The sequence below is a fragment of the Vogesella aquatica genome, assembly GCF_028548455.1.
Taxonomy (GTDB): Bacteria; Pseudomonadota; Gammaproteobacteria; order Burkholderiales; family Chromobacteriaceae; genus Vogesella; species Vogesella aquatica.
Map to the genome: position 1 here is coordinate 265,503 of NZ_JAQQLF010000001.1, position 25,325 is coordinate 290,827.

A 25,325-nucleotide genomic window follows, 5' to 3' on the forward strand; every position below is an offset into this window, starting at 1 on the left:
TTTCACCCCGATCAAAAGCCACCCGGCAACGGGTGGCTTTTTTCATAACCTCGGCATGCATGGTCATACGGCGCCCACCGGGAGAAAGCTGCCATGGACTGACCCGCCCACCTGACTGCTGCTCGGCGCGCCGGCCACACTGCCGGGGCCGCGCTGGCGGCCATGGTTGGCCGCAGGCTTCGAGCTGTTGGCCGCACAGCTGATCGCCGGCGGACCCCTACCCACACTGCGGCGGATTTCGTATAATCCCGCAGTTTTGTTCGCGAGCCGCGCCATGATTCCTTCCTGCCTACGTACTGCCGCTTTTGTCGCCCTGGCGCGAGGCGTTGCCGTTGCCGGCCGTGATCGACATGCCGCCGGGCCCGACCGTTTTTGCAAAAAAAGCTCCTGATTGCTCAGGGGCTTTTTTTTTCAGCCTTGTTTTGTCATCTGCCGGAGCGACCCGCCATGCCCAACCCGCTTTATCGCAAGCACATTATCTCCATCCCGGACTTCAGCCGGGCTGAAATGGAGCTGGTGGTGGAAACCGCCGCGCGCCTGAAAGCCAAGCCACGCGCCGACCTGCTGCAGGACCGCCTGATCGCCACCTGCTTTTTCGAGCCATCCACCCGCACCCGTCTGTCATTCGAAACCGCCGTACAGCGCCTGGGCGGCACCGTGATCGGCTTCTCCGATGCTGCCAGTACCTCCACCAAAAAAGGTGAAACCCTGGCCGACACCGTACGCATCATCAGCAGCTATACCGACGCCATCGTAATGCGCCACCCGAAAGAAGGCGCCGCCCGCGTGGCCAGCGAGTTTTCCGCCGTGCCCATCATTAACGGCGGTGACGGTGCCAACCAGCACCCGTCGCAAACCCTGCTGGACCTGTTTACCCTGCATGAAACCCAGGGCCGGCTGGATAACCTGACCGTGGCCTTTGTCGGCGACCTGAAATACGGCCGTACCGTGCACTCGCTGGCGCAGGCGCTGTCGCTGTTCGGCGCCAAGTTCTACTTTGTCGGCCCCGAAGCGCTGGCCATGCCGGACTACCTGTGCGAAGAGCTGGACGAGCGCGGCATCAGCTACACCATTGCCAGCACCATCGAAGAAGTGATCCCGCACATCGACATCCTGTACATGACCCGCGTGCAGCGCGAACGCTTCGACGAGGCCGAGTACCAGAAAATCAAGGGCCAGTTCGTGCTGCGCGCCGACATGCTGCGCCACGCCCGCCCCAATATGAAGATCCTGCACCCGCTGCCGCGCGTGGACGAAATTGCCACCGATGTGGATGCTACCCCGCACGCCTACTACTTCGAACAGGCGAAAAACGGCGTGTACGCCCGCCAGGCGCTGCTATCGCTGGTACTGAACGAAACGGTGTGAAAGGAAAAACCATGAGCGAAAAAGTCTACGCCCGTAATGTCGAGGCACTGAAAAACGGCACCGTGATCGACCATATCCCCGCTGGCCTGGGCCTGCGCATTCTGGACCTGTTCGAGCTGACCAGCTACGGCGAGCGCGTCACCGTGGGCCTGAACCTGTCCAGCGGCCACATGGGCAACAAAGACCTGATCAAGGTGGAAAACCTGGTGCTGACCGAAGGCCAGGCCAACGAACTGGCGCTGCTGGCCCCCAAGTGTACGGTGAGCGTGATCGAGAACTTCGAGGTGGTGCGCAAGCAGAAGCTGGCGATACCGGCCGAGGTCACCGACCTGTTTGCCTGCCCCAATTCCAACTGCGTGTCGCACGTGGAGCCGGTACAAAGCCATTTCAGCGTGCGCGTGACCGAACACGACACCAAAATGAAGTGCAAGTATTGCGAAAAGGTGTTCAGCAAGGATATTGTTGTCGCCGTGCGCTAAGTCGTACAGAGGGAAATAGATAACCAGCTACCGCCACGATGCGCTAGCGGTGACAAAATGACGAACGCCACTGCCGGCAGGCAGTGGCGTTTTGTTTTGCGGCCAACCCTAGCCTGGCAGCGTTCAGCCTTGCAGCATGGCGTGGCATTCTGCCGATGCCGGCCACGCCGCTGCCCAGCCGGGCAAATCGGCCGCGGGCATCGGCCGGGCAATACCGTAGCCCTGGCCCAGGTGGCAGCCCTGGCTGCGCAGCGCATGGGCATGGGCGATGGTTTCCACCCCTTCGGCAATCACGTCGCGGCCAAAGGCATGCGCCAGGCTGATCACGCCTGCTACCAATGCACGGTCTTCGTTGTTGTCCAGCATGTCGTGCACAAAAGACTGGTCTATCTTCAGCAGCGATGCCGGCAGGCGTTTGCAGTAGGTGAGGGAAGAATAGCCGGTGCCGAAATCATCCAGCGCAAAGCTCACGCCCAGCGCCTGACAGGCCTGCATCACGCCTGATACCTGGTCCATATCGTGCAAGGCCGCACTTTCCAGGATTTCCAGCTCCAGATACTGCGGCGACAGCGCCGGGTAGCGTGCCAGACTGTGCGCCAGCTGGGCGGCAAAGTCGGGCTGCTGTAGCTGGCTGGCGGCCACATTCACGCTGACGGTCAGCTGCAAGCCTTCGCGCTGCCACATGGCCAGCTGGGCCAGCGCAGTATCGATCACCCATTGCCCCACACTGACAATCAGGGGGCTGTCCTCGATCAGTGGCAAAAATGCGCCTGGCAGCAACACCCCCAGCGCCGGGTGCTGCCAGCGCAGCAGGGCCTCGGCACCCACGATGCGGCCATCCAGCAGGTTGACCTTGGGCTGGTAATACAGGCATAGCTCACCCCCGGCCAGCGCCTCGCCTACACGGGCTTGCTGCTCGCTATGGTTGCGCTGCTGGCGCGCCTGCTGGCTGTCAAACAGCTGGTAACGGTGCCGCCCTTGCTGCTTGGCCTGGTACATGGCCTGATCGGCGTGGCGCAGCAGGGTATCGGCGTCGCAGTCATCGTAAGGAAATAGCGTGGCGCCGATGCTGGCAGTCAGTTGCAGCCGCAGCTCGCCCAGCTGCAAGGGGCGGGCCATTTCGTGCAGCAGGCTTTGCAAGGCGTGCTCGCATTGCGCCGGGCTGGCCAGCTCGGTGAGCAGAATCACGAACTCGTCCCCGCCTAGCCGCGCCACGGTATCGCCGCCGTGTACCAGCTGGCGCAAGCGTTCGGCCAGCGCCACCAGCACCTGGTCGCCCACCTGGTGGCCGTAGCGGTCGTTTACCGGCTTGAAACCATCCAGATCCATATAACAGACGCCCAGGAGGCGCTGGCTACGCCGCGTGTGCGCCAGCGCCTGCTGCATGCGATCGGCCAACAGTACGCGGTTGGGCAGCTCGGTCAACGCGTCGTAGTAGGCCATTTTCTGCAGGCGGGCTTCTTGCTGCTTCAACAGGGAAATATCGGAGAACACGCCCAGATAATGGCTAAGTTGGCCGCTGCTGTCGTACACCGCCGACACGGTCAGCAGCTCGGGGTAGCTGTTACCGTCGCGGCGGCGGTTCCAGATCTCGCCTTGCCACAAACCCTGTTTGCGCAGGGTTTGCCACATTTGCCGGTAAAAGTCCTCATCGTGCCGGCCTGATGACAGCAGGCTCGGGTTTTGCCCCAGCACCTCTTCCCGCGGGTAGCCGGTAATGCGCGAGAACGCCGGGTTCACATCCACGATCTGCCCCTGCGGGGTGGTCAGCATGATGCCTTCGCTGGAGTGGCTGAACACGCTGGCAGCCAACTGCAACCGTGTCACCGCCTGCTTGCGCTCGATGGCCAGTGCTACCAGATGGCATACGCTGTGCAGCAGGTGCTCGTCGTGCGGGTCCAGCGTTTCGTCGGCCTGGCCCTCGATATACAGCTCGGCCAGCAAGTGCCCGTCCAGTGCGTTAACGGGCAAGCATAAACAGCCTGCCGGCAGCGCTGCCGTATCGTCTGGCAGGTGGAAAGTACAACGACGCTGCAACAGGGCTTGCAGATAGCTGGCCACCCGTTGCAGGCCCTGCCGTAGCGGCGGGTCACTGCTCATGCACTCCAGCAAAAAGACGCGGGTCTCTTCCAGCCGCCGGCTGCGCACCTGCTCTTGCTGCATGGCGATACGGTCCAGCGCGTAGCCGATATCGCTGGCCATTTCGCTGAACAGCTCTACCAGCGCTTGGTCAAACTCGAAATCGGCGCCGTAGTACACCGCCAGCACCAGCTGTGCGTCGCCACCGTGGCGGATGGGAAAAGCCGCAGTCGCACCCCAGCCAAAACGTTCGATACGCTGTACCCACTGCTCGGCCAGATCCGGCTGTCCGGCCAGTAGCTGGCGCGCCAGCGCGCGAAAGCTGGGGATGACCACCGGCTGCTGCTCCATCACCGCGCGCGAAGCCGCACCGTGGCTTTCGGTTTTATCCGGCCGTGTCCATACGGTGATTTCCTCCAGATAGCCGGCACCACTGCCGTACACGGCCAGCGGCTGCAGGTATTGCCCGTCGGCATCGTGCCGGCCTATCCACGCCATGCGCTGGCCGCCATGCTGCACGGCAATCTCGCAGATACGCTGGAACAGGCGCTGCGGGTCCTGCTCGCGCACGATGGTCTGGTTGGTAAACGACAGCGCCGCGTAGGCCTGGTTCAGGCGGTGAATCTGCTGGGTAGCCGCTTTCTGGGCGCGGATGTTCTTGAAGGTGGTCACCACACCGGTTTGCCGGCCGTCCTCGCACAGCGCCGTTACCGTCAGCCACACCGGCAGGAAGCTGCCGTCCTTGCAGATCAGGTACTCGTCGCAAGAGCGCGGCTGGCCGTCCTGCATGGTTTGCGTTACCGGGCAATCGGCCTCCGGGTAGGGGCGGCCATCCGGGTAATGGTGATGTACCAGCTCGTGGGCGTTGCGCTGCGCCAGTTCCTCGCGGGTATAGCCCAGCATGGACAGTGTCGCGTCGTTAACGAAAATGCAGCGCCCCTGCATATCCGAGCCCCACACCCCCTCGCCCAGGCTTTGCAGCAAGGTGGCCTGCTGGTTTTGCATGCGCCGGTGCTGGGCCTGCAGGGCTTGGGCATGGAGGTGGCGGCGCCAGGCCAGCCACAGCAAAGCGCCCGCCAGCAGCGCCAGCGCGGCACTGAGCAGCCACGGCCCCGGCAAGTGCACGCCGCGCTCTGCCGCCAGGCCGGTGCGCGCCAGCAAGGGCAGGGTGGCAAGCAGGTATCGTGGGCGCAGGCGCATGGTGTCTGTGTGTTCCGTAGTTCAGTGCAGGCCGGAGTGTAACGCGTCAGCGGGCGGCGGCGGTGGCTGGCGTGGCAAGGTAATGACGATGCGCAAACCACCCACGCTGCCAGACTCCAGCCTTATTTGTCCGGCATGGCCACGCACGATCTCGCGCACGATGGCCAGCCCCAGGCCGCAGCCGTCGCCCCCCGCCTGCTGGCCACGGTAAAAGCGCTCGAACACCAGCGATTGCTCTTCTGGCGGAATGCCGGGGCCGCTATCGCTGATGACCAGCTCGACTTCGCCACCGCGCTGCCAGGCCGATACGGTAATTTCGCCACCGGCCGGGGTGTAGCGCACGGCGTTGTCGATCAGGTTGGACAGCATTTCGCGCAGCAGCAAAGGTTGGCCGCACAGCAGGGCGCTATCGTCGCCCTCGTAGCCCAGGTCCAGCGCCTTGTCCAGCGCCACCATGACAAAGTCCATGGTCACTTCGCGCGCCAGCTCGGCCACGTCCAGCTCGCGGGTGTCGTGCTGCGCCGGGCCGGGCTCGGCACGCGACAGCGCCAGCAGCTGGTTGGCCAGGCGAATCACCTGGTCGGTAGAGTGCACCAGCGCCGCCAGGCCGGCTTGCTGCTCGGCGGGCTCGGGCTGGCGCTGGGTGTATTCGGCCTGGGTTTTCAGCAGGGTAAGCGGGGTGCGTAGCTGGTGGGCGGCGTCGGCAATAAAGCGCTGGCGGATGGACAGCTGGTTTTCCAGCTCGGACAGCGCGGTGTTCAGCGCCATCACCAGCGGCTGCAGCTCTTTTTGCACGCTGCCAACGTCCAGCTGCAGCGACGGGTCGCCGGCGCGCGCCTTGAGCGTACTGCGCAGGCGGCCCAGCGGGCGCAGCGCGCGGTTGATGCCGATGGCCACCAACAGTGCAGCTACCGCACCGATCAGCCATTGCTGTGCCAGTGATTCGGTAAACAGCCGCCGCGCCAGCGAGGCGCGCGACAGCGTGGTCTCGCCCACCTGCACCAGCAGCAGGCGCTGGCTGCCGGCGTAGTACAGCGGTACCGCCAGCGCCACGCTGCGGATGGCTTCATCACGGAAGGTGGCATCGTAAAAACGCAGCTCGCCCGCGCCCGGCAGGGTGGCGGGCAGCGGCAGGTCGGCGTCGCCGGTAATGGTGGAACCGCCGGCAAAGCCGATGCGGTAGAACACGCGATCCTGGAAGTGCGGGTCGAACATTTCCAGCGCCGCCACCGGGATATCCACCACCAGCTCGCCGTCCTGCACCACGATGCGCTCGGCAATGCTGCGCGCCGAGGCCTGCAAGGTGCGGTCGAACGCGGCGTTGGCCGCCTCGCGCGCGTTGTCCTGCGCCAGCCAGGCCGTTGCTGCCGCCAGCGGGATCAGCGGGATCACCACCCATTGCACCAGCTGGCGCCGCAGCGAGAGTGTCATTTGGCCACGTCCAGCATATAACCCAGCCCGCGCAGGGTAAGGATGGCCACACCGCTACCGGCCAGCTTCTTGCGCAGGCGGTGCACGTAGATTTCCATGGCGTCCGGGCTCAGGTCCTGGTCCAGCCGCACGATTTGGTCGGCCAGTACCTCTTTGCTCACCGGCTTGCCCTGGCGGTATAGCAGCACTTCCAGCACCGCCATCTCGCGCGGCGTCAGCGCCAAGGGTTGGCCGCACACGGCAAAGCGCTTGTGCGCTGGCTCGAACACCAGCTCGCCACACTGCAGCACGCCCCCCTCACTACCCTGGGCGCGGCGCAGCAGGGCGCGCACGCGTGCTTCCAGCTCGGCCAGCTCGAAGGGCTTGCCCAGGTAGTCGTCCGCGCCCAGGTCCAGGCCGTGGACGCGGGCGTCGATGCCGGACTGCGCGGTCAGCACCAGCACCGGCACACGGTTGCCACGGCGGCGCAGGCGCTTCAGTACCTCGAAGCCATCCATACGCGGCAGGCCGATGTCCAGAATCACCAGCGAATAGGGCTCGTAGGCCAGCAGCTGGTCGGCCTGCACGCCATCCGGTGCAATATCCACCGCGTGGCCGGCAGCACTCAGGGCTTTTTGCAGCCAGGTGGCAATGTCGTGGTTATCTTCTACTAGCAGCAGTCTCATCGTGCTCTCTGTCTGTGGGCTGTGGCCTTGCCCGCGGTACCGGCCCGCAGTTGGCCGCATTTATTGCTGTGTTGTCTTTTCATCGTATCACCCGATCGCCGCCTGCCAAGCACCTGTCAGGGGCAGATTGCGGCTTTCTTGCACCACTGCTGCCCGGCTGTCAGACAGTGAAAGGGAAATGAAAGCTAGCCCTGCCTAGACTTGGTGCAACTGTAAGGAGTTGTGCATGCACCGTTTTCTGCTCACCTGGCTTTGCCTGGCCATCAGCCCGCTGTTGCTGGCGGGGAATGGCATGCAAAGCGGTTTGAGCGAGGCGGCACGGCGCGAAGGCACCTTGCTGGTGCACGCCACCATAGACCGCGAGCAAGTGGCGCCGCTGCTGCAGGCGTTCCAGCAGCGTTACCCGTTTATCCGCGTGCAGTACCAGGAGCTGAACAGCGCCGACATTTACCGCCGCGCGCTGGGGAATAACGCCGCCAGCGGCGACGTGCTGTGGAGCTCGGCCATGGATCTGCAGATCAAGCTGGTGAACGATGGCTACGCCTTGCGCTACAGCTCGCCGCAAAAAGACGCGTTGCCCGACTGGGCCTCGTGGCGGGATGAAGTGTACGGCACCACCTTCGAGCCGGTGGTGTTTGCCTACCACAGCCAGCGGGTAGCCCACATGCCGCGCACGCATACCGACCTGCGCCGCATGCTGCGGGCGCAGCCCGGCCAGCTGCGGGTTGCCACCTACGACGTGGAGGCCTCCGGTGCCGGTTACCTGTTTTTCAGCCAGGACTCGCGCCACAACGCCGAGTTCTGGGACCTGGCCGCCGCGCTGGGCCGCAATGTGCGCTTTCAGGAAGGCAACAGCCTGACCCTGTTGCGCCGGCTGCAGCAAGGCGAGGCGGATATTGCCTATAACGTGCTGGGGCCGTACGCGGTGAGTTTTACCCGCCACCAGCCCCAGGTGCGCTGGGTTTTGCCGCAAGACTACGCGCTGGTGGTGACCCGGCTGATGCTGATACACAAGGCCGCGCGCCATACCGCAGCGGCCAAACTGTGGACCGATTTTGTGCTGTCGCGCGACGGCCAGCACGTGCTGTCGCAAGGCAGCGGGCTGCCGCCCATACGCGAAGACCTGCCGCGGCAGCTGGGCCATATCGACCTGAAACGCAATGCGGCCAACCTGCGGCCGATTCAGGTAGGCAGCGGGCTGCTGGTGTACCTGGATACGGCCAAAAAGAGCCTGTTCCTGAAACGCTGGCGCGACCAGCTGCCGGCGGCCACCCGCCCGACACACTGAACAAGATGAAACATCGTCCCGCCCCGAGGACGTATTACTCGCTGTACCACAACACTGGAGAGATTCATGAAACTGAAAACCCTGCTGGTTTCCTGCCTGGTAGCCCTGGCGCCGATGGCCGCACAGGCACAAGTTGAACAATTCAAGATCATGGCTCCGGCCAACCCGGGCGGCGGCTTTGACACCATCGCCCGTACCCTGGGCGAAGCGCTGCAAGCGTCCGGCCAGGTCAAAAGCGTGGTCGTGGAAAACAAGGCCGGTGCCGGTGGTGCCATCGGCATGGCGCAGTTCGTGAATAACGAAAAGGGCAACCCTAACGCCCTGCTGGTAGCCGGTGCCGTGACCGTGGGCGCGCTGGAAACCAACAAGTCGCCAGTGAACTTTGGCATGGTGACGCCGATTTCCCGCCTGATGGGCGAGTTCAACGTGATCGTGGTGCCGACTGCGTCGCCGTACAAATCCATCAAGGACCTGATGGCCGCCTACAAAGCCAACCCGGGTGCCGTGAGCATCGGTGGCGGCTCGGCCGGCGGCATTGACCACATCATGGCCAGCCTGATGTCGGAAAAAGCCGGCGTGGACCCGGACAAGCTGAACTACATCCCGTTTGCCGGTGGTGGCGAGGGTAAAGCCGCCGTGCTGGGTAACCAGATTGCCGCCTACATCAGCGGCTACGGCGAGCTGGCCGACCTGATCAAGGCAGGCAAGGTACGTGCACTGGGTATTTCCGCCGCTACCCGTAACCCGGATATCCCGGTACCGACCATCCGCGAGCAGGGCACCGACGTGGTGGTGTACAACTGGCGTGGCGTGTTTGCGCCCCCGGGCATCAACGCCGCACAGAAGGCCCAGCTGATCAAGATGGTGGAAACCGCAGCCAAATCGCCTACCTGGAAAGCCAAGGCCGAGAAATTCGAGTGGCTGGACATGCTGCAAAGCGGTGACAGCTTCCAGACTTTCCTGAACGAAGACATCAAGCGTACCGCTGTAACCGTCAAGAAACTGAAGCTGGGTAACTAAACCATGATCAAGCGCGTAACTGGCGAGCAGTGGCTCGCCTTCGGGGTGATCCTGCTGGGTTTGTTTATGGCCTGGCAGCTACAAGACATCTCGAACGATGCCGGCTATGCCGGCATCGGGCCGCGCTTCTTTCCTTCGCTGGTGGTAACCGGTCTGATCGTTGCCGGTGGCGCGTTGCTGATGCAGCGTCGCCACCGTAACGGGCCGGATACCATCCTCAGCGACGGCGAGAACGACGCGGAACAACTGGAAGCCGAAGAAGACGCCGAACGCGGCGAAGCCGACTGGCGCATGTTTGCCATCGCCAGCGGCAGCCTGATCGCCCACATGGCCTTGATCAGCCTGATCGGTTTCACACTGGCCGGCACCTTGCTGTGTTTCGGTGTCTGTCGTGCGCTGGAAACGCGCCGCCCGATGCTGGACCTGCTGCTCTCCTTCCTGCTGGCCCTGGGCCTGTTCCACCTCTTCAAATGGCTAGGTCTGAACCTGCCAGCCCTGTTGACCGGGGGAGTACTGTAAATGGAATCATTGAACGCACTGTTTTCGCTGGGCTTTGCCACCGCACTGACCCCGGCCAACCTGCTGTGGGCCCTGCTGGGCTGCACGCTGGGTACCGCCATTGGCGTACTGCCCGGCATCGGCCCGGCGGTCACCGTAGCCCTGCTGCTGCCGGTAACACAAAGCGTAGACCCAACCGGCGCGCTGATCATGCTGGCTGGCGTGTACTACGGCGCCATGTTTGGCGGCTCTACCACCTCTATCTTGCTGAATACCCCGGGTGAAGCCGGCTCCATCGTGTCGGCACTGGAAGGCAACAAGATGGCCAAGGCCGGCCGTGCCGGCCCGGCACTGTCTACCGCGGCCATCGGCTCCTTCATTGCCGGCTCCATCGCGACCGTGCTGCTCACCCTGCTGGCACCCATCATTGCCGGTTTCGCGCTGCAACTGGGCCCGGTAGAAACCTTCTCGCTGATGATGATGACTTTTGCCGCCGTGTCTGCCGTGCTGGGCAACTCGCCGTTGAAAGGCTTCATCGCGCTGATGCTGGGCCTGGCCATCGGGCTGATCGGCATCGAGCCGCAATCCGGCCAGAGCCGCTTCACCTTCGGCCTGATGCCGCTGATCGACGGTATCGATATTGTCGTGATTGCCATGGGCCTGTTTGCCGTGGGTGAAACGCTGTACACCGCCACCTACGAAAACAAGATGAAAGCCGGCCTGGAAACGCTAACCGGCCGTTTCTGGATGACCAAGGAAGACTGGAAGCGCTCGTGGAAACCATGGCTGCGCGGTACCGCCATCGGCTTCCCGTTTGGCACCTTGCCAGCCGGCGGCACCGAAATGCCGACCTTCCTGTCGTACTCGGCCGAGCGCAAGCTGGCCAGCCCGGAAGCGCAAAAAGAGTTTGGCAAAGGCGCCATCGAAGGCGTAGCCGGCCCGGAAGCGGCCAACAACGCCGCCGTTACCGGCACACTGGTACCACTGCTGACGCTGGGTATTCCGACCTCGGCCACTGCCGCCATCATGCTGTCTGCCTTCCAGCAGTACAACATCGTGCCCGGCCCGCTGCTGTTTGATACCAACCCCGAGCTGGTATGGGGCCTGATCGCCTCGCTGTATATCGGCAACGTGATGCTGCTGGTGCTGAACCTGCCGCTGGTCGGCCTGTGGGTACAGTTCCTGAAAGTACCACGCCCGCTGCTGTACGGCGGCATCCTGCTACTGGCGACCATGGGTGCTTATGCGCTGCGCCAAAGCTGGTTCGACCTGATGCTGCTGTACATCATTGGTGTACTGGGCTTCCTGATGCGTCGCTACGACTTCCCGGTGGTTCCGCTGATCGTGGGTCTGATCGTGGGCCCGATGGCAGAAAAGCACTTCCGCCGCGCCATGTCCATCCACCAGGGCGACCTGACCGTATTCCTGACGCACCCGATCTCGCTGGCCATCCTGGTGGTGACTGCCGCCATCCTGATCGTGCCGCCGCTGATGAAGCGCCGCCAGAAAATGCTGCAAGCCGCCTGACCCGAATGTTGATGGCCGCCGTCAGAAGCGGCCGCTCACCCCGTACTCCCGGTACAAGCGATGTTGTACTTCTCACACGCCAGTGGACTCGTCATCAGTCTAGCTGGCGTTTTTTTTTGGCACGCTGCCGGCGGGCCGCTGCCCTGGCTGCTGGGGCCCTTGCTGGCCATGCTGGGCGGCCGCCTGCTGGGCATGCCGCTGGCCAGCATCCGCCATAGCCGCGAGCTGGGCCAGGCCATTGTCGGGCTGGCGCTGGGGCTGACCTTCAGCCACGACGCCCTGCTGCGTACCGTCACGCTGGCACCCTGGATAGCCGTGGCGGTGGCGTTTGCCTTCCTGCTGGCGTGGCTGGCCATGCAGCTGCTGCGCCGGCTGTGCCCGGGGCTGGACCCACTCACCGCCTGGCTGGTGGCGCTGCCCGGTGGCGCCTCGGAAATGACCGCCATCGGCGCCCGCCGTGGTGCCAGAAGCGAATGGATCGTGCTGGGCCAGAGCCTGCGCGTGCTGATTGTGGTGCTGTTGTACCCCGGTGCCTTTGCCCTGTTCGGGCACAGCGCTGCACCGTTTGCCACCACGCTTGCACCACTGGGCAGCAGCGCCCTGCCGTGGCTGCTGCCAGCGCTGGCGCTGGGCGCGCTACTGCAATGGCGGCGCATCCCCAACCCGTGGTTTATCGGCCCGCTGGCCATCAGTTTGCTGCTGGCCAGCAGCGGTACGGTGAGCGGTAGCTTGCCGGCAGGCTGGGTGGAGCTGGCGCAGCTGCTGATCGGCATGGCGCTGGGTGTGCGCTTCGACCGGCAGCAGATGTTGGCCGCACCACGCTTTCTGGCAGCCTTTGTGGCCAGCCTGGCGCTATTGCTGCTACTGGCGGTAGCCGGTGCCGGTTTGCTGGCCGCCGTGGCAGGCTTTCCCACCCCCTTGGCCATTCTGGCCATGGCACCAGGCGGCATTACCGAGATGTGTCTGACTGCCAAAGCCATGGGGCTGGACGTGCCTACCATCATCGCCTTCCAGCTATGCCGGCTGGTGATGGTATTGCTGCTGGCCGAGCCGCTATCGCGCTGGCTGGCACCCCCGCCAGTGCGCAGTTGAAGCTGGCATGGCATTTGCAACCAGACCCGGCATACCCTATTACGGACTCCACCATGCGTAGCCTGTTTACCAAGCCACCAGCCCCCGTCACCAGCGACGCCGTCATCTTCAACTACCAGCAGCCTGCGCGCGCGCGCCTGGTGGCGCTAGGCACCGGTAAAAAGCTGTGGCTGGTGGAAACCTTCGACCCGCTGCACAAGGTATGGATATGGCAGCAGGAAACCAGCGATATGGAGCAGGCAGTAGACGACGCGCGTCGCCTCAGCCTGTTTCCCGGCGTACGCCTGGCCTGATTGGTATCAGGCTGGCTTATGCAGTGCGCGCCGCACGGCCAGGATAGTCGCCGTCACTAGCACAAACACGCCATCACCCCGCAACACAGCTGACACCTAGTACTTATCAACAGGCTGTGGATAAATTCCGGGGTAGCTGTCGGGGATCAGCATCGCCGGCAAGGTGCGTAGGTAGAAGTCCAGCGGCCCGGCGCTACCGATAATGGCGTAGCCATAACCCAGCTGGCGCAACGCATGCATCGATGCCAGCAGCAGTAAACGTCCAAACCCTTGACCTTGCTCACTTTCCTTTACCCCCGTGGGGCCGAAAAAGCCGCGGGCGGTCACGTCATAGCAGGCAAAACCCAGTAGCTCGCCACCACGCTGCAGCACCCAGGCGGTAGGCGGCGTACTGCAAAATGCTGTATCGAATTCGTCGGCCCAGCTATCAGAAAACTCACGGCTTATCCACATGCGTATAGCGCTACGCTCGTGTGGCAGAGGGTGGCGTAACACCACGCCGTCGGGCACGGCGGGGCAGGGTGGCAATCCGTACAACTTCACCAGAATGTCGGCGGGCATGGCACTTTTGTGTGAATGGCAAAACCTATTTAATACCACTTGTTGCCTATTGCGGCCAGCCGCTGCTGTCATGCGGCCGTCACCCGGCCTTCATTGCCTTGCCACAGCAGGCGGGCATGCTGTCGCCCCATCACCCACACGATAGTTTTCAATATGCTGAACCGTGAACTCACCCTGGCCGCGCTGGCGGCATTACCGCTGGCTACGCTGCTGTGCGGCAGCCTGCTACTGCTGTGGCCAGCCACCCCCTTATGGCTGCTGGCCTTGCTGATGCTGCTGCTGCCGATGTGGAGTGCCATGGTGCTATACGGCTGCGGGCTGGCCAATACGCTGCGCTGCACGCAACGCCTGTTCGGCGCCAAGCTGCTACTGTGGAGCGTGGCACTCACCGCGTATGGCTTGCTGGCACCTGCCGGCCTGGTACTGCACGCCTGAGGCAAGCATAAAAAAACGGGCCTTGCGGCCCGTCAAACACCCTCAAACAATGCCCGTTACGCAGCCGCACCCTTATGGGCGGGTGGCGTGTCGAACGCTTTGCGCAGCTCGGCCAGTCTTGTCTGCGCAGCTTGGTAGCCGGCTTCCTTCACATGACCGAAGCCGCGGATACCTTCGTACTGTTTTACCATCTCGGTAGCCGTGCCCAGGTTGGCCACAGACAGCGTGCCCAGTAGCTGGCTCACCAGCGCCTCGAACTCGACTATCATGGCGCGCTCCAGACGGCGGTCAGCCTGCCAGCCAAACGGGTCCAGTGCACTACCACGCAGGCCCTTGAAGCCGGCAATCACACCCAGCGCCTTCAGCGCCCACGCGCCCAGGTTCACTTTCTTGGGCTGGTGGCCGGTCATCCAGCTGGCACCAAAATGGAAGGTCAGCTTGAGGTCACCGTCGAACTGCTCTTGCAGCGCCCGCTGGAACTCGCCGTCGCTGTACAGGCGCGCTACTTCGTACTCGTCCTTGTAGGCCAGCACGTGGTAGTAGGCGCGGGCCACAGCCAGCGTCAGCGCGCTGCTGCCCGGTTTTACCCGCTCTTCGGCGGCTTTCACCTGCTCTACCAGCGCCTTGTAGCGCATTGCCAGCTTGTCGTCCTGGTAGGCCACCAGCTCCTTGCTGCGGTGGTGCAGTACGCCTTCTACCGTTTCACGCGGCACGAATTGCACCACGGCGGACGGGCTGACCAGGGTTTCGATGCGCGCCGGGTCGTTCGCGGCGTGGCGCCCCCACAGAAAGGCATCCTGGTTGAACTGCACGGCAGCGCCGTTCAGCTCGACGGCCTTCATGATGGCTTCCAGCGATACCGGCACCTGGCCCTGCTGCCAGGCATAACCCAGCATGAACATATTGGCCGCAATGGCGTCGCCCATCAGTGCGGTGGCAATGCGCGTGGCGTTGACCTCGGCAAAGTGCTGGCTGCCCACCGACTCGATGATGGCGTCTTTCATTGCCTTGGCCGGGAAGCGCACATCCGGGTTTTTCAGGAAGGTACTGGTGGGCGATTCGTAGTTGTTCACCACCACGTGGCTGAAGCCTTCGCGCATCTTGGCCAGCGCTTCCTCGGCGGCGGTCACCACCAGGTCGCAGCCCAGCACCAGGTTGGCATCACCGGCGGCAATGCGTACCGCGTGCAGTTTTTCCTGGCTATCGGCAATGCGCACGTGCGACCACACCGAGCCGCCTTTTTGCGCCAGGCCGGCCATGTCCAGCACGGTGACACCCTTATTGTCCAGGTGAGCGGCCATGGCCAGCACCTGGCCGATAGTCACCACGCCGGTACCACCGACGCCGGTGACCATGATGCCGAACGGCTCGTGCAGGCCCGGCAGTTGCGGCTGCGGCAGCACCGGCATGCTGGCCAGGCTGGCGGCAGCTCCGCCGGGCTTGCGCACTTTGGCACCGGCTACCGACACGAAGCTGGGGCAGAAGCCTTCCACGCAGGAAAAATCCTTGTTGCAGCTGCTCTGGTCGATCTTGCGCTTGCGCCCCAGGGCGGTTTCCAGTGGCAGTACCGACAGGCAGCCGGATTTCTTGCCGCAGTCGCCACAGCCTTCGCACACGCGCTCGTTGATGAAGGCGCGGCGGTCCGGGTCTGGGAATTCCTTGCGTTTGCGGCGGCGGCGTTTTTCGGCGGCACAGGTCTGGTCGTGGATCAGGATGGTGACACCGGGTAGCTCGCGCAGCTCTTTTTGCAGGCGGTCCAGCTCGCGGCGGTGGAATACTTCCACCCCCGGTGCCAGGCCTTCTTTCAGGCCATGCGCGGTGCGGTATTTGTCCGGGTCGTCGCTGGTGATGACGATGCGGCCAACCCCTTCGGCGTGCACCTGGCGGGTAATCATCGGCACGTCCAGGTAGCCGTCCACATTCTGGCCACCGGTCATTGCTACCGCGTCGTTGTACAGGATCTTGTAGGTGATGTTGACCTTGCCCGCCACCGCGGCGCGGATGGCCAGCAGGCCGGAGTGGAAGTAGGTACCGTCACCCAGGTTGGTGAAGATGTGCTTGGTGCTGGTAAAGGGCGCCTGGCCCAGCCAGGTGATGCCTTCGCCGCCCATCTGGGTGAAGGTCTTGGTGCTGTCGCCTTCGATCCAGTGCGCCATGTAGTGGCAGCCGATGCCGGCCACGGCGCGGCTGCCTTCCGGCACCTTGGTGCTGGTGTTGTGCGGGCAGCCACTGCAGTAGTGCGGAATGCGCGCGATGGCTTCGCGCGGTTTCACCAGCTGGGCTTCCTTGTCGTCGTAGAACTTCAGGCGGTCGTGGATCACCGGGCTGTCGTACACCTTGGCCAGGCGTTTGGCGATGGCGCGGGCGATCATGGCGGGGGTCAGCTCGCCGGCGGCCGGCAGCAGCCAGTCGCCGTGCGGCAGCGCCCATTCGCCTTTTTCGGCAAATTTGCCCACCACGCGCGGGCGCACGTCGTCGCGCCAGTTGTACAGCTGTTCTTTGAGCTGGTATTCGATGATCTGGCGTTTTTCCTCGATCACCATGATTTCTTCCAGGCCCTCGGCAAACTGGCGCACGCCTTCCGGTTCCAGCGGCCACACCATGCCCACCTTGAAGATGCGCAGGCCGATATCGGCGGCCAGTTGCTCGTCGATGCCCAGGTCGTCCAGCGCCTGCATCACGTCCAGGTAGCTCTTGCCACAGGTGATGATGCCCAGCCGCGCCTTGGGCGAATCCAGCGTCACGTGGTTCAGCCTGTTGACGCGGGCGTAGGCCAGTGCCGCGTACAGGCGGTGGTGCAGCACGCGCTTTTCCTGTGCCAGCGGGGTGTCCGGCCAGCGGATGGACAGGCCATCGGGTGGCAGCGGAAAGTCTTCCGGAATCAGCGTTTGCACGCGCTCGGGGCTGATGTCCACCACGGCGGCGCTTTCGATGGTGTCGGAGATGGCCTTGATCGACACCCAGCAGCCGGAATAGCGGCTCATGGCCCAGGCGTGCAGGCCGTAGTCGATTACCTCTTGCACGCCGGACGGGCTGAGCACCGGAATCATGCTGGCAGCCAGGATATGGTCGGACTGGTGCGGGAAGGTGGACGACTTGGCAGCGTGGTCATCGCCGCAGATCAGCAGCACGCCGCCGAACTTGCTGGTGCCGGCCACGTTGCCGTGCTTGATCACGTCACCGGAGCGGTCCACACCGGGGCCCTTGCCGTACCACATGGAGTACACACCGTCGTACTTGGCCCCCTCGAACATATTGACCTGCTGCGTGCCCCACACGGCGGTGGCGGCCAGGTCTTCGTTCAGGCCCGGGTGGAATACCACATTATGCGTGGCCAGGTGCTTGCTGGCCTTTTGCATCACCTGGTCCACATTGCCCAGCGGCGAGCCGCGGTAGCCGGTAACGTAGCCGGCGGTATTCAGCCCGGCGGCTTTATCGCGCGCCTGCTGCATCATCGGCAGGCGTACCAGCGCCTGGATACCGTTGAGCAATACTTGCCCGGTAGGTGCCGTGTATTTGTCTTCCAGTTCGACGTGGCGAATCGACATGGTGTCTCCTCCATCTGTGTGCTTGTCGCAGCGGGTCGGGTGAAGCCTTGTGAGCCGTCCCGTCCTGGTGATGCAGCCCGGCAGCAGTACGCAGCGGGCGGTGTCTCTGTCTCTTTATAGTGTGCGGCTAGCGTAGCCACCGCTTTGTGCGAACACTAGTTGACGTAAACGTAAACGTCAAAAGCTTTGTCGTTTTTTTATGCCTCGCACGCACGCGAGTGCAGCAAATGTGCCAGTGCAGCAAAATTGTGCCATTCACCCGTATGGCATGGCGATAAAAGCCTTGCCCTGCGCGCGGAAACACTGCGTTCTGCCGCCATGGTTGAGCGCGCCAGCACCGCACCGCTACAGTGCAGGCTTGAATCCTTGCCGCTGCCGGCTCTACCCGCCGGCCTGCGGCCAACCTTAGAGACGTATCCATGTCATCTGCACCCAACGAAACCGGCAAGGGCGTGCTGTACGCCACCGGCGCGTTCTTTATCTGGGGCCTGTTCCCGCTGTACTGGAAGCCGCTGCACGCGGTACCGGCGTTGCAAATCCTGTGTCACCGCATTGTGTGGTCGGCACTGTTCGTGGCTATCTTGTTGCTGGTGCAGCGCAACTGGCGCTGGCTGGGTACCAGCCTGCGCGACGGTGCCCGCCTGCGCGTGTTTGCGCTGTCGTCGCTGCTGCTGTCGTTCAACTGGCTGATCTACATCTGGGCGGTGAACGAAAACCGCGTGGTGGAGGCCAGCCTGGGTTACTTCATCAACCCGCTGGTGAACGTGCTGCTGGGGCGGCTGTTTCTGGGCGAACGGCTGACACGCACCCAGGGCGTCGCCATCGGCCTGGCGACGCTGGGCGTGGCGTGGCTCACGCTGTCGGTGGGCACGCTGCCGTGGGTGGCATTAAGCCTGGCGGCCACCTTTGGCGTATACGGCCTGCTGCGTAAAAAAGCGCCACTGCCGTCGCTGGAAGGGCTGGCGCTGGAAACCTTCCTGATGCTGCCGCTGGCGCTGGCGGCGCTACTGTGGTTTGCCGTGCGCGGCGACGGCGCCTTTGGCCAGCTGGGCCTGGCCACCGACGCGCTGCTGATGGGTGCCGGCGTGGTCACCGCCATCCCGCTGCTGCTGTTTGCCAGCGGCGCGCGCCGCCTGAAGCTGGCCACCGTGGGCTTGATCCAGTACCTGGGCCCCACCATCCAGCTGCTGCTGGGCGTGTGGCTGTACCACGAGCCGTTCGGCAGCAGCCGCGCCGTCGGCTTCGGCCTGATCTGGGCGGCGCTGGCGCTGTACTCCGGCCACGGCCTGCTGGGCTACCTCAAAGCACGGCGCGCTGCTGCCGCCTAGTGCCAAACGTTGGCCGCAACACCACAAGGGCAAGCCATGCGGCTTGCCCTTGTTCTTTCACGCAGCCCGTGGCAATAAAACCGCACACCAACCGCAAGCTAGCCACCGTCTGCCCCTTCGGCCATTGACGCCGCCACGCCACATCACCACAATGCCGCTGTCCTCCGCCACGCGGACGGCATTCGCTCTTTACTTATACCGGCCCACACCGTGCTGCTTGCACCGGGCCACGCTCTTTCAAGGAAACGCCATCATGGCATCGCTCTTTATCCTGTCGCGCCATCTCGCGCGCGACGTGCTCGCCGACGAGCTCCCCCCGCAACACCACCATAGCCTGTGGCACGTACTGTGCCACCAGGCTTCCAGCCTGGTGCAGCCCAGCCACCGCCCCGCGCTACCCGACTCGCACCAGCACTATGTTCAACGCTGGCTCATGGAGAAAGGCCCACACCGATGCTGACCCTGCCACTTGTGACACCACGCCTGCAGCTGCGCGACTTTTGCGCCAGCGACCAGGCCGCCTACCGCCAGCTGCGCCTGGGCAGCGCGTTCGGGCAACACTACGCCGCGCACGAGCTAAGCCCCGACTTTAGCGACGCGCTGCTGCAACAATTCATCGCCCAGCAGCAAGCTACACCACGCCGGGCATGGCAGCTGGCCATTACCCTGGCCGATGGCGGCACGCTTATCGGCTCGGTAGGCCTGCGCTACACCAGCCTGGCTGGCGAGGCGCAGTTCGGCATCGAACTGAACGAGGCCTACTGGGGCCAGGGCTACGCCCGCGAAGCCGGTACCGCACTACTGCACGCCGGCTTCAACCCGCTGGGCCTGCACCGCGTGGAAGCCGACACCCATGCGGCCAACCTGCCGGCACAGCGGCTGGCCACCGGCCTGGGCTTTGTCCCCAGCCGCCAGGACGGCGACCGCCACATTCTGGCGCTGGCACTGGATCTGCCGGGCGTGCTGAGCGAGCGCAAGCTGCTGGGCGCACAAGCCCGGCTAAACCGTCATGCCGGCTACTGGCAGCTGTCCACAGCGGCGCAACCCGATTTCTACTTTGGCAACCTGCTACTGCCCGACCTGGCACCACTGCAGCGCGACGTATGGGAAGCCCGCTTCGACACCGCCTTTGCCGGCCACGCCGGCGTGCAGCACCGCACCCTGCTGTGGGCGATGGAAGACGAAGACTGCGCCGCGCGATACCAGCCGTGGCTGGACGCCGGCTACCAATACCAGGAAACCATTGCCCTGCTGCTGACCCGTGACAGCCTGCAGCCAAGCCCGCTACCCACCGGCTACACGCTGCGCCCGCTAGCCAGCGACGACGACTGGCAGCAATGGGCCACACTGCTGGCCGCCAGCCGCGACCCCGGCCACAATGAGGCAAGCTATCGGCGCTTTCTGGGTGGCCTGCAGCAGCGTTACCTGCAGCTGGAACACAGCGGCCACGGCCATGTGTGGGGCGTATTTGCCGGCGGGCAGCTGCAGGCTAGTGCCGGCCTGTTTACCTGGCAGGCGCTGGGGCGCTTCCAGATGGTGGCCACCGCGCCCGGGGCTCGCCGCCTGGGGCTGGCCAGCGGCCTGATCAGCGCGCTGGCCGAATGGGGGCTGGCGCGGGTACCACGCCTGGTGATTGTGGCCGATGCCCACTACCACGCCATCGATCTGTATCGTAAGCTGGGTTTCGTTAACGCCAGCCGCGAAGCCTCGCTATGCTGGTGGCCGCGCCACAAGGAGCCCGCATGACCATCCTGCCTTACGCCCCGCACCAGCACGCCGCGCTGGCGCAGCTCTACCTGGACACGCGCCGCAGCTGCTTTCCCTGGCTGGATGGCCAAGCCATGCAGCTGGGCGACTTTGCCCGCGATACCGCCGACGAAAGCCTGCTGGTCGCACAAGATGCCCACGGCCAGGTGCTGGGCTTTGCCGGGGTATACGAAAAAGAAAATTTTCTGCACCACCTGTACGTGGCACCCGCCGCACAGGGCCAGGGCATAGGCCAGGCCCTGCTGCAGGCCGCCGCCCTGCGCTTTACCGCCACCCCCTCGCTGAAATGTTTTGCGGCCAACCCGCGCGCGCTGGCGTTTTACCGGCAACAAGGCTGGCAGCCGGCAGGCGAGGGCGTCGACGCCGCCGGCCACCGCTGGCTACGCCTGCAGGGGCCGCAGCCCGGCTTAGTATTCAGCACCGACTGCGCCCGGCTGGACCGCGAGCTGGTGTACCACTATCTGAGCCGAGAGTCGTACTGGGCCGCCGGCCTGCCGCGCGATATCTTCGAAGCCTCGCTGCAGGGCTCGCTGGTCATCGGCGGCTACAACGCCGACGGCCAGCAGCTGGCCTTTGCCCGCGTGATTACCGACTACGCCACCTTCGGCTACCTGGCCGACGTATTCGTGGTAGACAGCGCGCGCGGCCAGGGTATCGCCAAGGCGCTGATGCGCTACATCCAGCTGCACCCGCGGCTGCAAAACCTGCGCCGCTTCATGCTGGCCACCGCCGACGCCCACGGCCTGTACGCGCAGTTCGGTTTTGGCGCGCTGGGCAAGCCGGAACGCATCATGGAAAAAGTAGAACCGGCCATTTACCAAAGGTTGGCCGCAGAGCGTGGCCAGGCATGACCCGCAAGCTTTTCTGGGACGACCCCTACCTGTGTACGCTGGACACCACGGTGGCCAGCGTGGCCGGCGCTGAGCTGACGCTGGCCGCCACCATCCTGTACGCCGAAAGCGGTGGCCAGGAAAGCGACCACGGCAGCATAGCCGGCTGGCCGGTACTGGCGGCGCGCAAGCAGGGGCAGGACATCGTCTACACGCTGCCATCGCAACACGGCTTGCAGCCCGGTGCGGCGGTGACGCTGCAGCTGGACTGGCCGCGGCGCTACCGGCTGATGCGGCTGCACTTTGCCGCCGAGCTGGTGCTGGAAACTATCTACCAGACCCTGCCGGACGTGGAAAAAATCGGCGCCCATATCGCCGAGCACAAGGCGCGCATCGACTTTGCGCTGCCGCAAGCCATCACCCCGCACCTGCCCGCCCTGCAAGCGCGCATCGACGCGCTGGTTGCGGCCAAGCTGGCCATTACCAGCGCCTTTTCCGACGCCGCCAGCGGCCGCCGCTACTGGGAGCTGCCCGGCATCGCCCGCGTACCCTGTGGCGGCACCCACCTGCGCCACAGCGGCGAGGTTGGCCGCATCGCACTGAAGCGCAAGAACGTGGGCCGCGGCAAGGAACGGGTGGAAATCACGCTGCTGGACGATGCGCCCGCATGACGGCCCCGCTACAAGGCAGCTGCCTGTGCGGCGGCGTACGCTACCAGGTCCAGCAGCTGGACATGCCGATCGTGCATTGCCACTGCCACACCTGTCGCAAGGCACACGCCGCGCCCTACACCAGCACCGCCGGCGTGCTGCGCCAGCACTTTCGCTGGCTGGCCGGCGAACACTTGCTGCGCAGCTTCGAATCGTCGCCCGGCAAGCGGCGCCACTTTTGCAGCGTGTGCGGCAGCCACATCGTGGCTGAACGCCCCGGCCAAGCGCACGTGATCCTGCGCGTAGCCACGCTGGACGACAGCCCAGACAGCCTGCCGGTAGCGCATATCTGGACCAGCCACCACCCACACTGGCTGGCACACGACGGCGTGCCGCAGTTTGCCGGCTGGCAGGAAGCAGCAAAACCATAAAACCTGCTGACAGCAGGCTGGCAGCAGGGGGCGCGTAGGCTGTGGTTTCACACGACAGAGGAAACCCGCCATGCCTACCGCCATCGTTGCCAACCTGCAGCTGATTTACGTCAGCGACATCGCCCGTTCCACCACCTTTTACCAGCAGCTGTTTGCGGCCAAGCCGGTTTTCACCAGCCCGCAGTACGTGGCTTTTGCCGGTAGTGGCGACGCGCTGTTTGCGCTGTGGTCCGGCACCGCGCCCGACCACCATGCCGCACCGCGTGGCGAGATCGGCATCATGCTGCCAGACGGCAGCGCGGTGGCGGCGCTGTACGCGCGCTGGCAGCAGGACAGCAGCCTGAACATCGTCACCCCGCTGCGCGAAGAACCCTACGGCCAGACCTTTGTACTGGCCGACCCGGACGGGCACCTGATCCGCGTCTGCCAGCGCGATTGACCGCGCTAAGCCCGTGCCGGGCGCCGGCTACTGGCCAGCTGCACGCACAGCACACTGGCCAGCACCGTTACCATGCCGGCTAGCGTCCAGCCGTGCAGGCTTTGCCCCAGCGCTACCCAGCCCAGAATCACCGCCGCCACCGGGCTGAGCAGGCCCAGCGCCGACACAGCCACCGGCGGCAGCAGGCGCAGGCCGCGAAACCACAAGCCATAGGCCAGCAGCGCGCCCACCAGCGACAGGTAGGCGTAGCCCGCTACGTTGGCCGCCGACAGCGCCGGCATCGGCGGGTCCAGCCACAGCGCGGCCGGCAGCAGCATCAGCCCGCCCAGCGTCAGCTGCCAGCCGGTTAGCGCCAGCAGCGGCAGGCTGCTGCCCCAGCGCCGTGCCAGATACATGCCCAGCGCCATCACGATGGCGCCGCCGGCTGCTGCCAGCACGCCCAGCGTATCCCACTGCGCGTTGCCGGCATTCAGCAGCACTGCCATGCCGGCCAGGCCCGTGCACGCCGCCAGCAACACCAGCGGGCGTGGCGTTTGCCACAGCAGGCTCATCATCAGCAGCGGCTGGATCGCACCCAGCACGGCGGCGATACCACCAGGCAAACGGTAGGCGGCCATGAACAACAGCGCCTGGAAGGCACCGATATTCAGCAGCGACAGCAGCAGCAAACGCGGCCATTCCTGCCGTTGTGGCAGGTGGCGCGTCCACAGCAGTAATAGCAAGCCAGCCGGCAGCACGCGCAGCACACCAGCACTAAACGGCAGGCCAGGGGGCAACCATTGCGTGGTCACCAGGTAAGTAGAGCCCCAGATCAGCGGCACCACGGCGGTAAGCAGGGTGTCGCGCCACAGGCGGGAAGCAGTCGTCACGGCAATATCTCCAATTCAAGATATAATCATCGTATCGATAATTTATCTCCAACTCAAGATATTTATCTTGAACCAGAGCTATCAGGAGCCGGCATGGATACCCCGAACACCCCCGACGCCGTGGACGCCATCCGCGCGCAATGGCAGCGCGAACGCCCCGACCTGGACACCCGCCACATGGCCATCATCGGCCGGCTGGGCCGCTGCAGCATCCAGCTGCAAAAGCGGCTGAACGACACCTTTGGCCAGTACGGCATCAGCAACTGGGAATTCGACGTGCTGGCCACGCTGCGCCGCAGTGGCGCACCGTATTGCCTGGCGCCCACTGCGCTGTTTTCCAGCCTGATGCTGTCGTCCGGCACCATGACGCGCCAGCTACAGCTGCTGGCCGAACGCGGCCTGGTCAGCCGCCTGCCCAACCCGGACGACGCCCGCAGCCTGCTGGTGCAGCTCACGCCGCAGGGGCTGGACCTGGTCAACGAGGTGGTAGGCGCACATGTGGATAATATGGCGCGCATCCTGGCGCCGCTGGATGCCACGCAACTGGACGCGCTGGATGCCTCAATGAGCGCGCTGCTGGCTACGCTGGAACCGGCAACGAAAGCGGGGCGCTGATGCTGCTGTACGACCTGGCCGCCGTCGGCGCCGCCACCTGCTGGGCCGCCGGCGGCCTTATCGGCGCCACCCCGGCGCGTCACTTCGGGCCGTTTGCCTTCAGCCGGCTACGGCTGAGCTTTCTCACCGTGCTGCTGGGCGGCGCCAGCCTGGCGTTGGGTGGCTGGGCCACCCTGCACAGCGCCGCGCTGCTGCCGCTCACATTATCGGCGCTGTTCGGCATTTTTCTGGGCGATGCGCTGATGTTTGCCGCCATGAACCGGCTGGGCCCACGCCGCACCGGCCTGCTGTTTGCCACCCATTCGGTGTTCTCGGTAGCGCTGGGCGTGCTGCTGCTGGGCGAGGTACTCAGCCTGCAGGCGCTAGCCGGTAGCGTGCTGGTGTTTGGCGGCGTGCTGGTAGCGGTAGCGTTTGGCCGCCGCGACGGCAGTACCCACCAGTGGGAACAAAGCCACGGCCTGAAAGCCGGCGTGGCGCTGGGCCTGGCCGCCGCGCTGTGCCAGGCGTGCGGCACCTTTTTTGCCAAACCGGCCATGGCCAGCGGGCTGGATCCGCTCACTGCCAGCGCACTGCGCATGGCAATCGGCTGTGCGGCCAACTGGCTGCTGTGGGCCAGCGGCAGCCGGCTGGCGCACATGGCCAACCCGCCCACACCGCGCATGCTGGGGCAGCTGGCGCTGAACGGCGTGGTAGCGCTGGGCCTGGGCATGACGCTGATCATGGTGGCGCTGCAAGGCGGCAACGTGGCCACCGTGGGCATGCTGTCGGCGCTCAGCCCGGTGCTGATCCTGCCGATGCTGTGGACCGTCACGCGCCAGGCGCCGCCGTTGCTGGGCTGGCTGGGCGCCGCCCTCAGCGTGGCCGGCACCGTGCTGTTGCTGGGGCGCTAAGGCCGGACCAAAGCAGGCAGAT

General features: G+C 64.6%; 24 protein-coding genes. 18 read left to right on the forward strand and 6 right to left on the reverse strand.

The window, feature by feature from the left end; genetic code table 11:
* The first annotated feature begins 447 nt into the window (after positions 1-447).
* Both pyrB and pyrI read left to right on the forward strand, forming a co-directional pair.
* Positions 448-1,368, forward strand: coding sequence for an aspartate carbamoyltransferase (gene pyrB / locus PQU95_RS01320; RefSeq protein ID WP_272750343.1), 921 nt, complete (start codon positions 448-450; stop codon positions 1,366-1,368).
* An 11-nt stretch (positions 1,369-1,379) separates the two neighbouring features.
* A complete protein-coding gene (gene pyrI / locus PQU95_RS01325; RefSeq protein ID WP_017507672.1) occupies positions 1,380-1,847 on the forward strand; it encodes an aspartate carbamoyltransferase regulatory subunit in 468 nt (155 codons plus the stop codon).
* A 123-nt stretch (positions 1,848-1,970) separates the two neighbouring features.
* On the opposite strand, the gene PQU95_RS01330 is transcribed toward pyrI, so the two are convergent.
* The 3 genes from PQU95_RS01330 to PQU95_RS01340 are packed head-to-tail and all read right to left on the reverse strand — an operon-like array spanning position 1,971 to position 7,222.
* On the reverse strand, positions 1,971-5,126 hold the full coding sequence (locus PQU95_RS01330) for a bifunctional diguanylate cyclase/phosphodiesterase (RefSeq protein WP_272750344.1): 3,156 nt from the start codon (positions 5,124-5,126) through the stop codon (positions 1,971-1,973).
* Between the two features lie 21 nt (positions 5,127-5,147).
* Complete coding sequence (locus PQU95_RS01335) at positions 5,148-6,557, reverse strand: sensor histidine kinase (RefSeq protein ID WP_272750345.1); 1,410 nt, start codon at positions 6,555-6,557, stop codon at positions 5,148-5,150.
* The gene (locus PQU95_RS01340) at positions 6,554-7,222 is read right to left on the reverse strand and encodes a response regulator (protein ID WP_227302012.1); all 669 of its coding nucleotides are present in this window, start codon (positions 7,220-7,222) and stop codon (positions 6,554-6,556) included. Before PQU95_RS01340 ends, PQU95_RS01335 begins: the two co-directional genes overlap by 4 nt.
* Positions 7,223-7,448: 226 nt before the next feature.
* Between PQU95_RS01340 and PQU95_RS01345 the strand changes: the two genes are divergently transcribed.
* The 6 genes from PQU95_RS01345 to PQU95_RS01370 all read left to right on the forward strand — a co-directional run bounded on the left by PQU95_RS01345 (position 7,449) and on the right by PQU95_RS01370 (position 12,940).
* On the forward strand, positions 7,449-8,510 hold the full coding sequence (locus tag PQU95_RS01345; RefSeq protein WP_272750346.1) for an ABC transporter substrate-binding protein: 1,062 nt from the start codon (positions 7,449-7,451) through the stop codon (positions 8,508-8,510).
* Between the two features lie 66 nt (positions 8,511-8,576).
* Positions 8,577-9,530 (forward strand): Bug family tripartite tricarboxylate transporter substrate binding protein, encoded by a 954-nt coding sequence (locus tag PQU95_RS01350; RefSeq protein WP_272750347.1) that lies wholly within the window; start codon positions 8,577-8,579, stop codon positions 9,528-9,530.
* Between the two features lie 3 nt (positions 9,531-9,533).
* Positions 9,534-10,049 (forward strand): tripartite tricarboxylate transporter TctB family protein, encoded by a 516-nt coding sequence (locus PQU95_RS01355; RefSeq protein ID WP_272750348.1) that lies wholly within the window; start codon positions 9,534-9,536, stop codon positions 10,047-10,049.
* Positions 10,050-11,555, forward strand: a complete 1,506-nt coding sequence (locus tag PQU95_RS01360; protein WP_272750349.1) for a tripartite tricarboxylate transporter permease — start codon at positions 10,050-10,052, stop codon at positions 11,553-11,555. It begins immediately after the preceding gene.
* A gap of 60 nt (positions 11,556-11,615) precedes the next feature.
* A complete protein-coding gene (locus PQU95_RS01365) occupies positions 11,616-12,647 on the forward strand; it encodes an AbrB family transcriptional regulator (RefSeq protein ID WP_272750350.1) in 1,032 nt (343 codons plus the stop codon).
* Positions 12,648-12,700: 53 nt separating this feature from the next.
* A complete protein-coding gene (locus PQU95_RS01370; RefSeq protein ID WP_272750351.1) occupies positions 12,701-12,940 on the forward strand; it encodes a hypothetical protein in 240 nt (79 codons plus the stop codon).
* Positions 12,941-13,036: 96 nt separating this feature from the next.
* Here PQU95_RS01370 and PQU95_RS01375 read toward each other — a convergent pair whose 3' ends face one another.
* Positions 13,037-13,501, reverse strand: a complete 465-nt coding sequence (locus PQU95_RS01375; protein ID WP_272750352.1) for a GNAT family N-acetyltransferase — start codon at positions 13,499-13,501, stop codon at positions 13,037-13,039.
* Positions 13,502-13,654: 153 nt separating this feature from the next.
* Between PQU95_RS01375 and PQU95_RS01380 the strand changes: the two genes are divergently transcribed.
* Entirely contained in the window at positions 13,655-13,936 is a 282-nt protein-coding gene (locus tag PQU95_RS01380) for a hypothetical protein (RefSeq protein WP_272750353.1), read from the forward strand.
* 56 nt (positions 13,937-13,992) lie between these two features.
* On the opposite strand, the gene PQU95_RS01385 is transcribed toward PQU95_RS01380, so the two are convergent.
* Entirely contained in the window at positions 13,993-17,484 is a 3,492-nt protein-coding gene (locus PQU95_RS01385; protein WP_272750354.1) for an indolepyruvate ferredoxin oxidoreductase family protein, read from the reverse strand.
* A 419-nt stretch (positions 17,485-17,903) separates the two neighbouring features.
* Between PQU95_RS01385 and rarD the strand changes: the two genes are divergently transcribed.
* The 7 genes from rarD to PQU95_RS01420 all read left to right on the forward strand — a co-directional run bounded on the left by rarD (position 17,904) and on the right by PQU95_RS01420 (position 22,929).
* Entirely contained in the window at positions 17,904-18,812 is a 909-nt protein-coding gene (gene rarD, locus PQU95_RS01390; RefSeq protein WP_272750355.1) for an EamA family transporter RarD, read from the forward strand.
* A gap of 253 nt (positions 18,813-19,065) precedes the next feature.
* Positions 19,066-19,272, forward strand: coding sequence for a hypothetical protein (locus PQU95_RS01395; RefSeq protein WP_272750356.1), 207 nt, complete (start codon positions 19,066-19,068; stop codon positions 19,270-19,272).
* Positions 19,266-20,558: a GNAT family N-acetyltransferase gene (locus tag PQU95_RS01400; protein WP_272750357.1), complete on the forward strand. Its 1,293-nt coding sequence runs from the start codon at positions 19,266-19,268 to the stop codon at positions 20,556-20,558. The genes PQU95_RS01395 and PQU95_RS01400 overlap by 7 nt, the downstream gene beginning before the upstream one ends.
* A complete protein-coding gene (locus tag PQU95_RS01405) occupies positions 20,555-21,430 on the forward strand; it encodes a GNAT family N-acetyltransferase (RefSeq protein WP_272750358.1) in 876 nt (291 codons plus the stop codon). Before PQU95_RS01400 ends, PQU95_RS01405 begins: the two co-directional genes overlap by 4 nt.
* On the forward strand, positions 21,427-22,080 hold the full coding sequence (locus tag PQU95_RS01410) for an alanyl-tRNA editing protein (protein WP_272750359.1): 654 nt from the start codon (positions 21,427-21,429) through the stop codon (positions 22,078-22,080). Before PQU95_RS01405 ends, PQU95_RS01410 begins: the two co-directional genes overlap by 4 nt.
* On the forward strand, positions 22,077-22,490 hold the full coding sequence (locus tag PQU95_RS01415; RefSeq protein ID WP_272750360.1) for a GFA family protein: 414 nt from the start codon (positions 22,077-22,079) through the stop codon (positions 22,488-22,490). Before PQU95_RS01410 ends, PQU95_RS01415 begins: the two co-directional genes overlap by 4 nt.
* A gap of 70 nt (positions 22,491-22,560) precedes the next feature.
* Positions 22,561-22,929: a VOC family protein gene (locus PQU95_RS01420; protein ID WP_272750361.1), complete on the forward strand. Its 369-nt coding sequence runs from the start codon at positions 22,561-22,563 to the stop codon at positions 22,927-22,929.
* Positions 22,930-22,934: 5 nt separating this feature from the next.
* Here the strand turns inward: PQU95_RS01420 and PQU95_RS01425 are convergent, their stop codons facing one another.
* Positions 22,935-23,804 carry a carboxylate/amino acid/amine transporter gene (locus PQU95_RS01425; protein WP_373321357.1) on the reverse strand — a complete coding sequence of 290 codons (870 nt, stop codon included), beginning with the start codon at positions 23,802-23,804 and terminating at the stop codon, positions 22,935-22,937.
* Between the two features lie 87 nt (positions 23,805-23,891).
* Between PQU95_RS01425 and PQU95_RS01430 the strand changes: the two genes are divergently transcribed.
* Together PQU95_RS01430 and PQU95_RS01435 are read left to right on the forward strand one after the other, a co-directional pair.
* On the forward strand, positions 23,892-24,413 hold the full coding sequence (locus tag PQU95_RS01430) for a MarR family winged helix-turn-helix transcriptional regulator (RefSeq protein WP_272750363.1): 522 nt from the start codon (positions 23,892-23,894) through the stop codon (positions 24,411-24,413).
* On the forward strand, positions 24,413-25,303 hold the full coding sequence (locus PQU95_RS01435; RefSeq protein ID WP_272750364.1) for a DMT family transporter: 891 nt from the start codon (positions 24,413-24,415) through the stop codon (positions 25,301-25,303). Before PQU95_RS01430 ends, PQU95_RS01435 begins: the two co-directional genes overlap by 1 nt.
* Positions 25,304-25,325 lie beyond the last annotated feature (22 nt).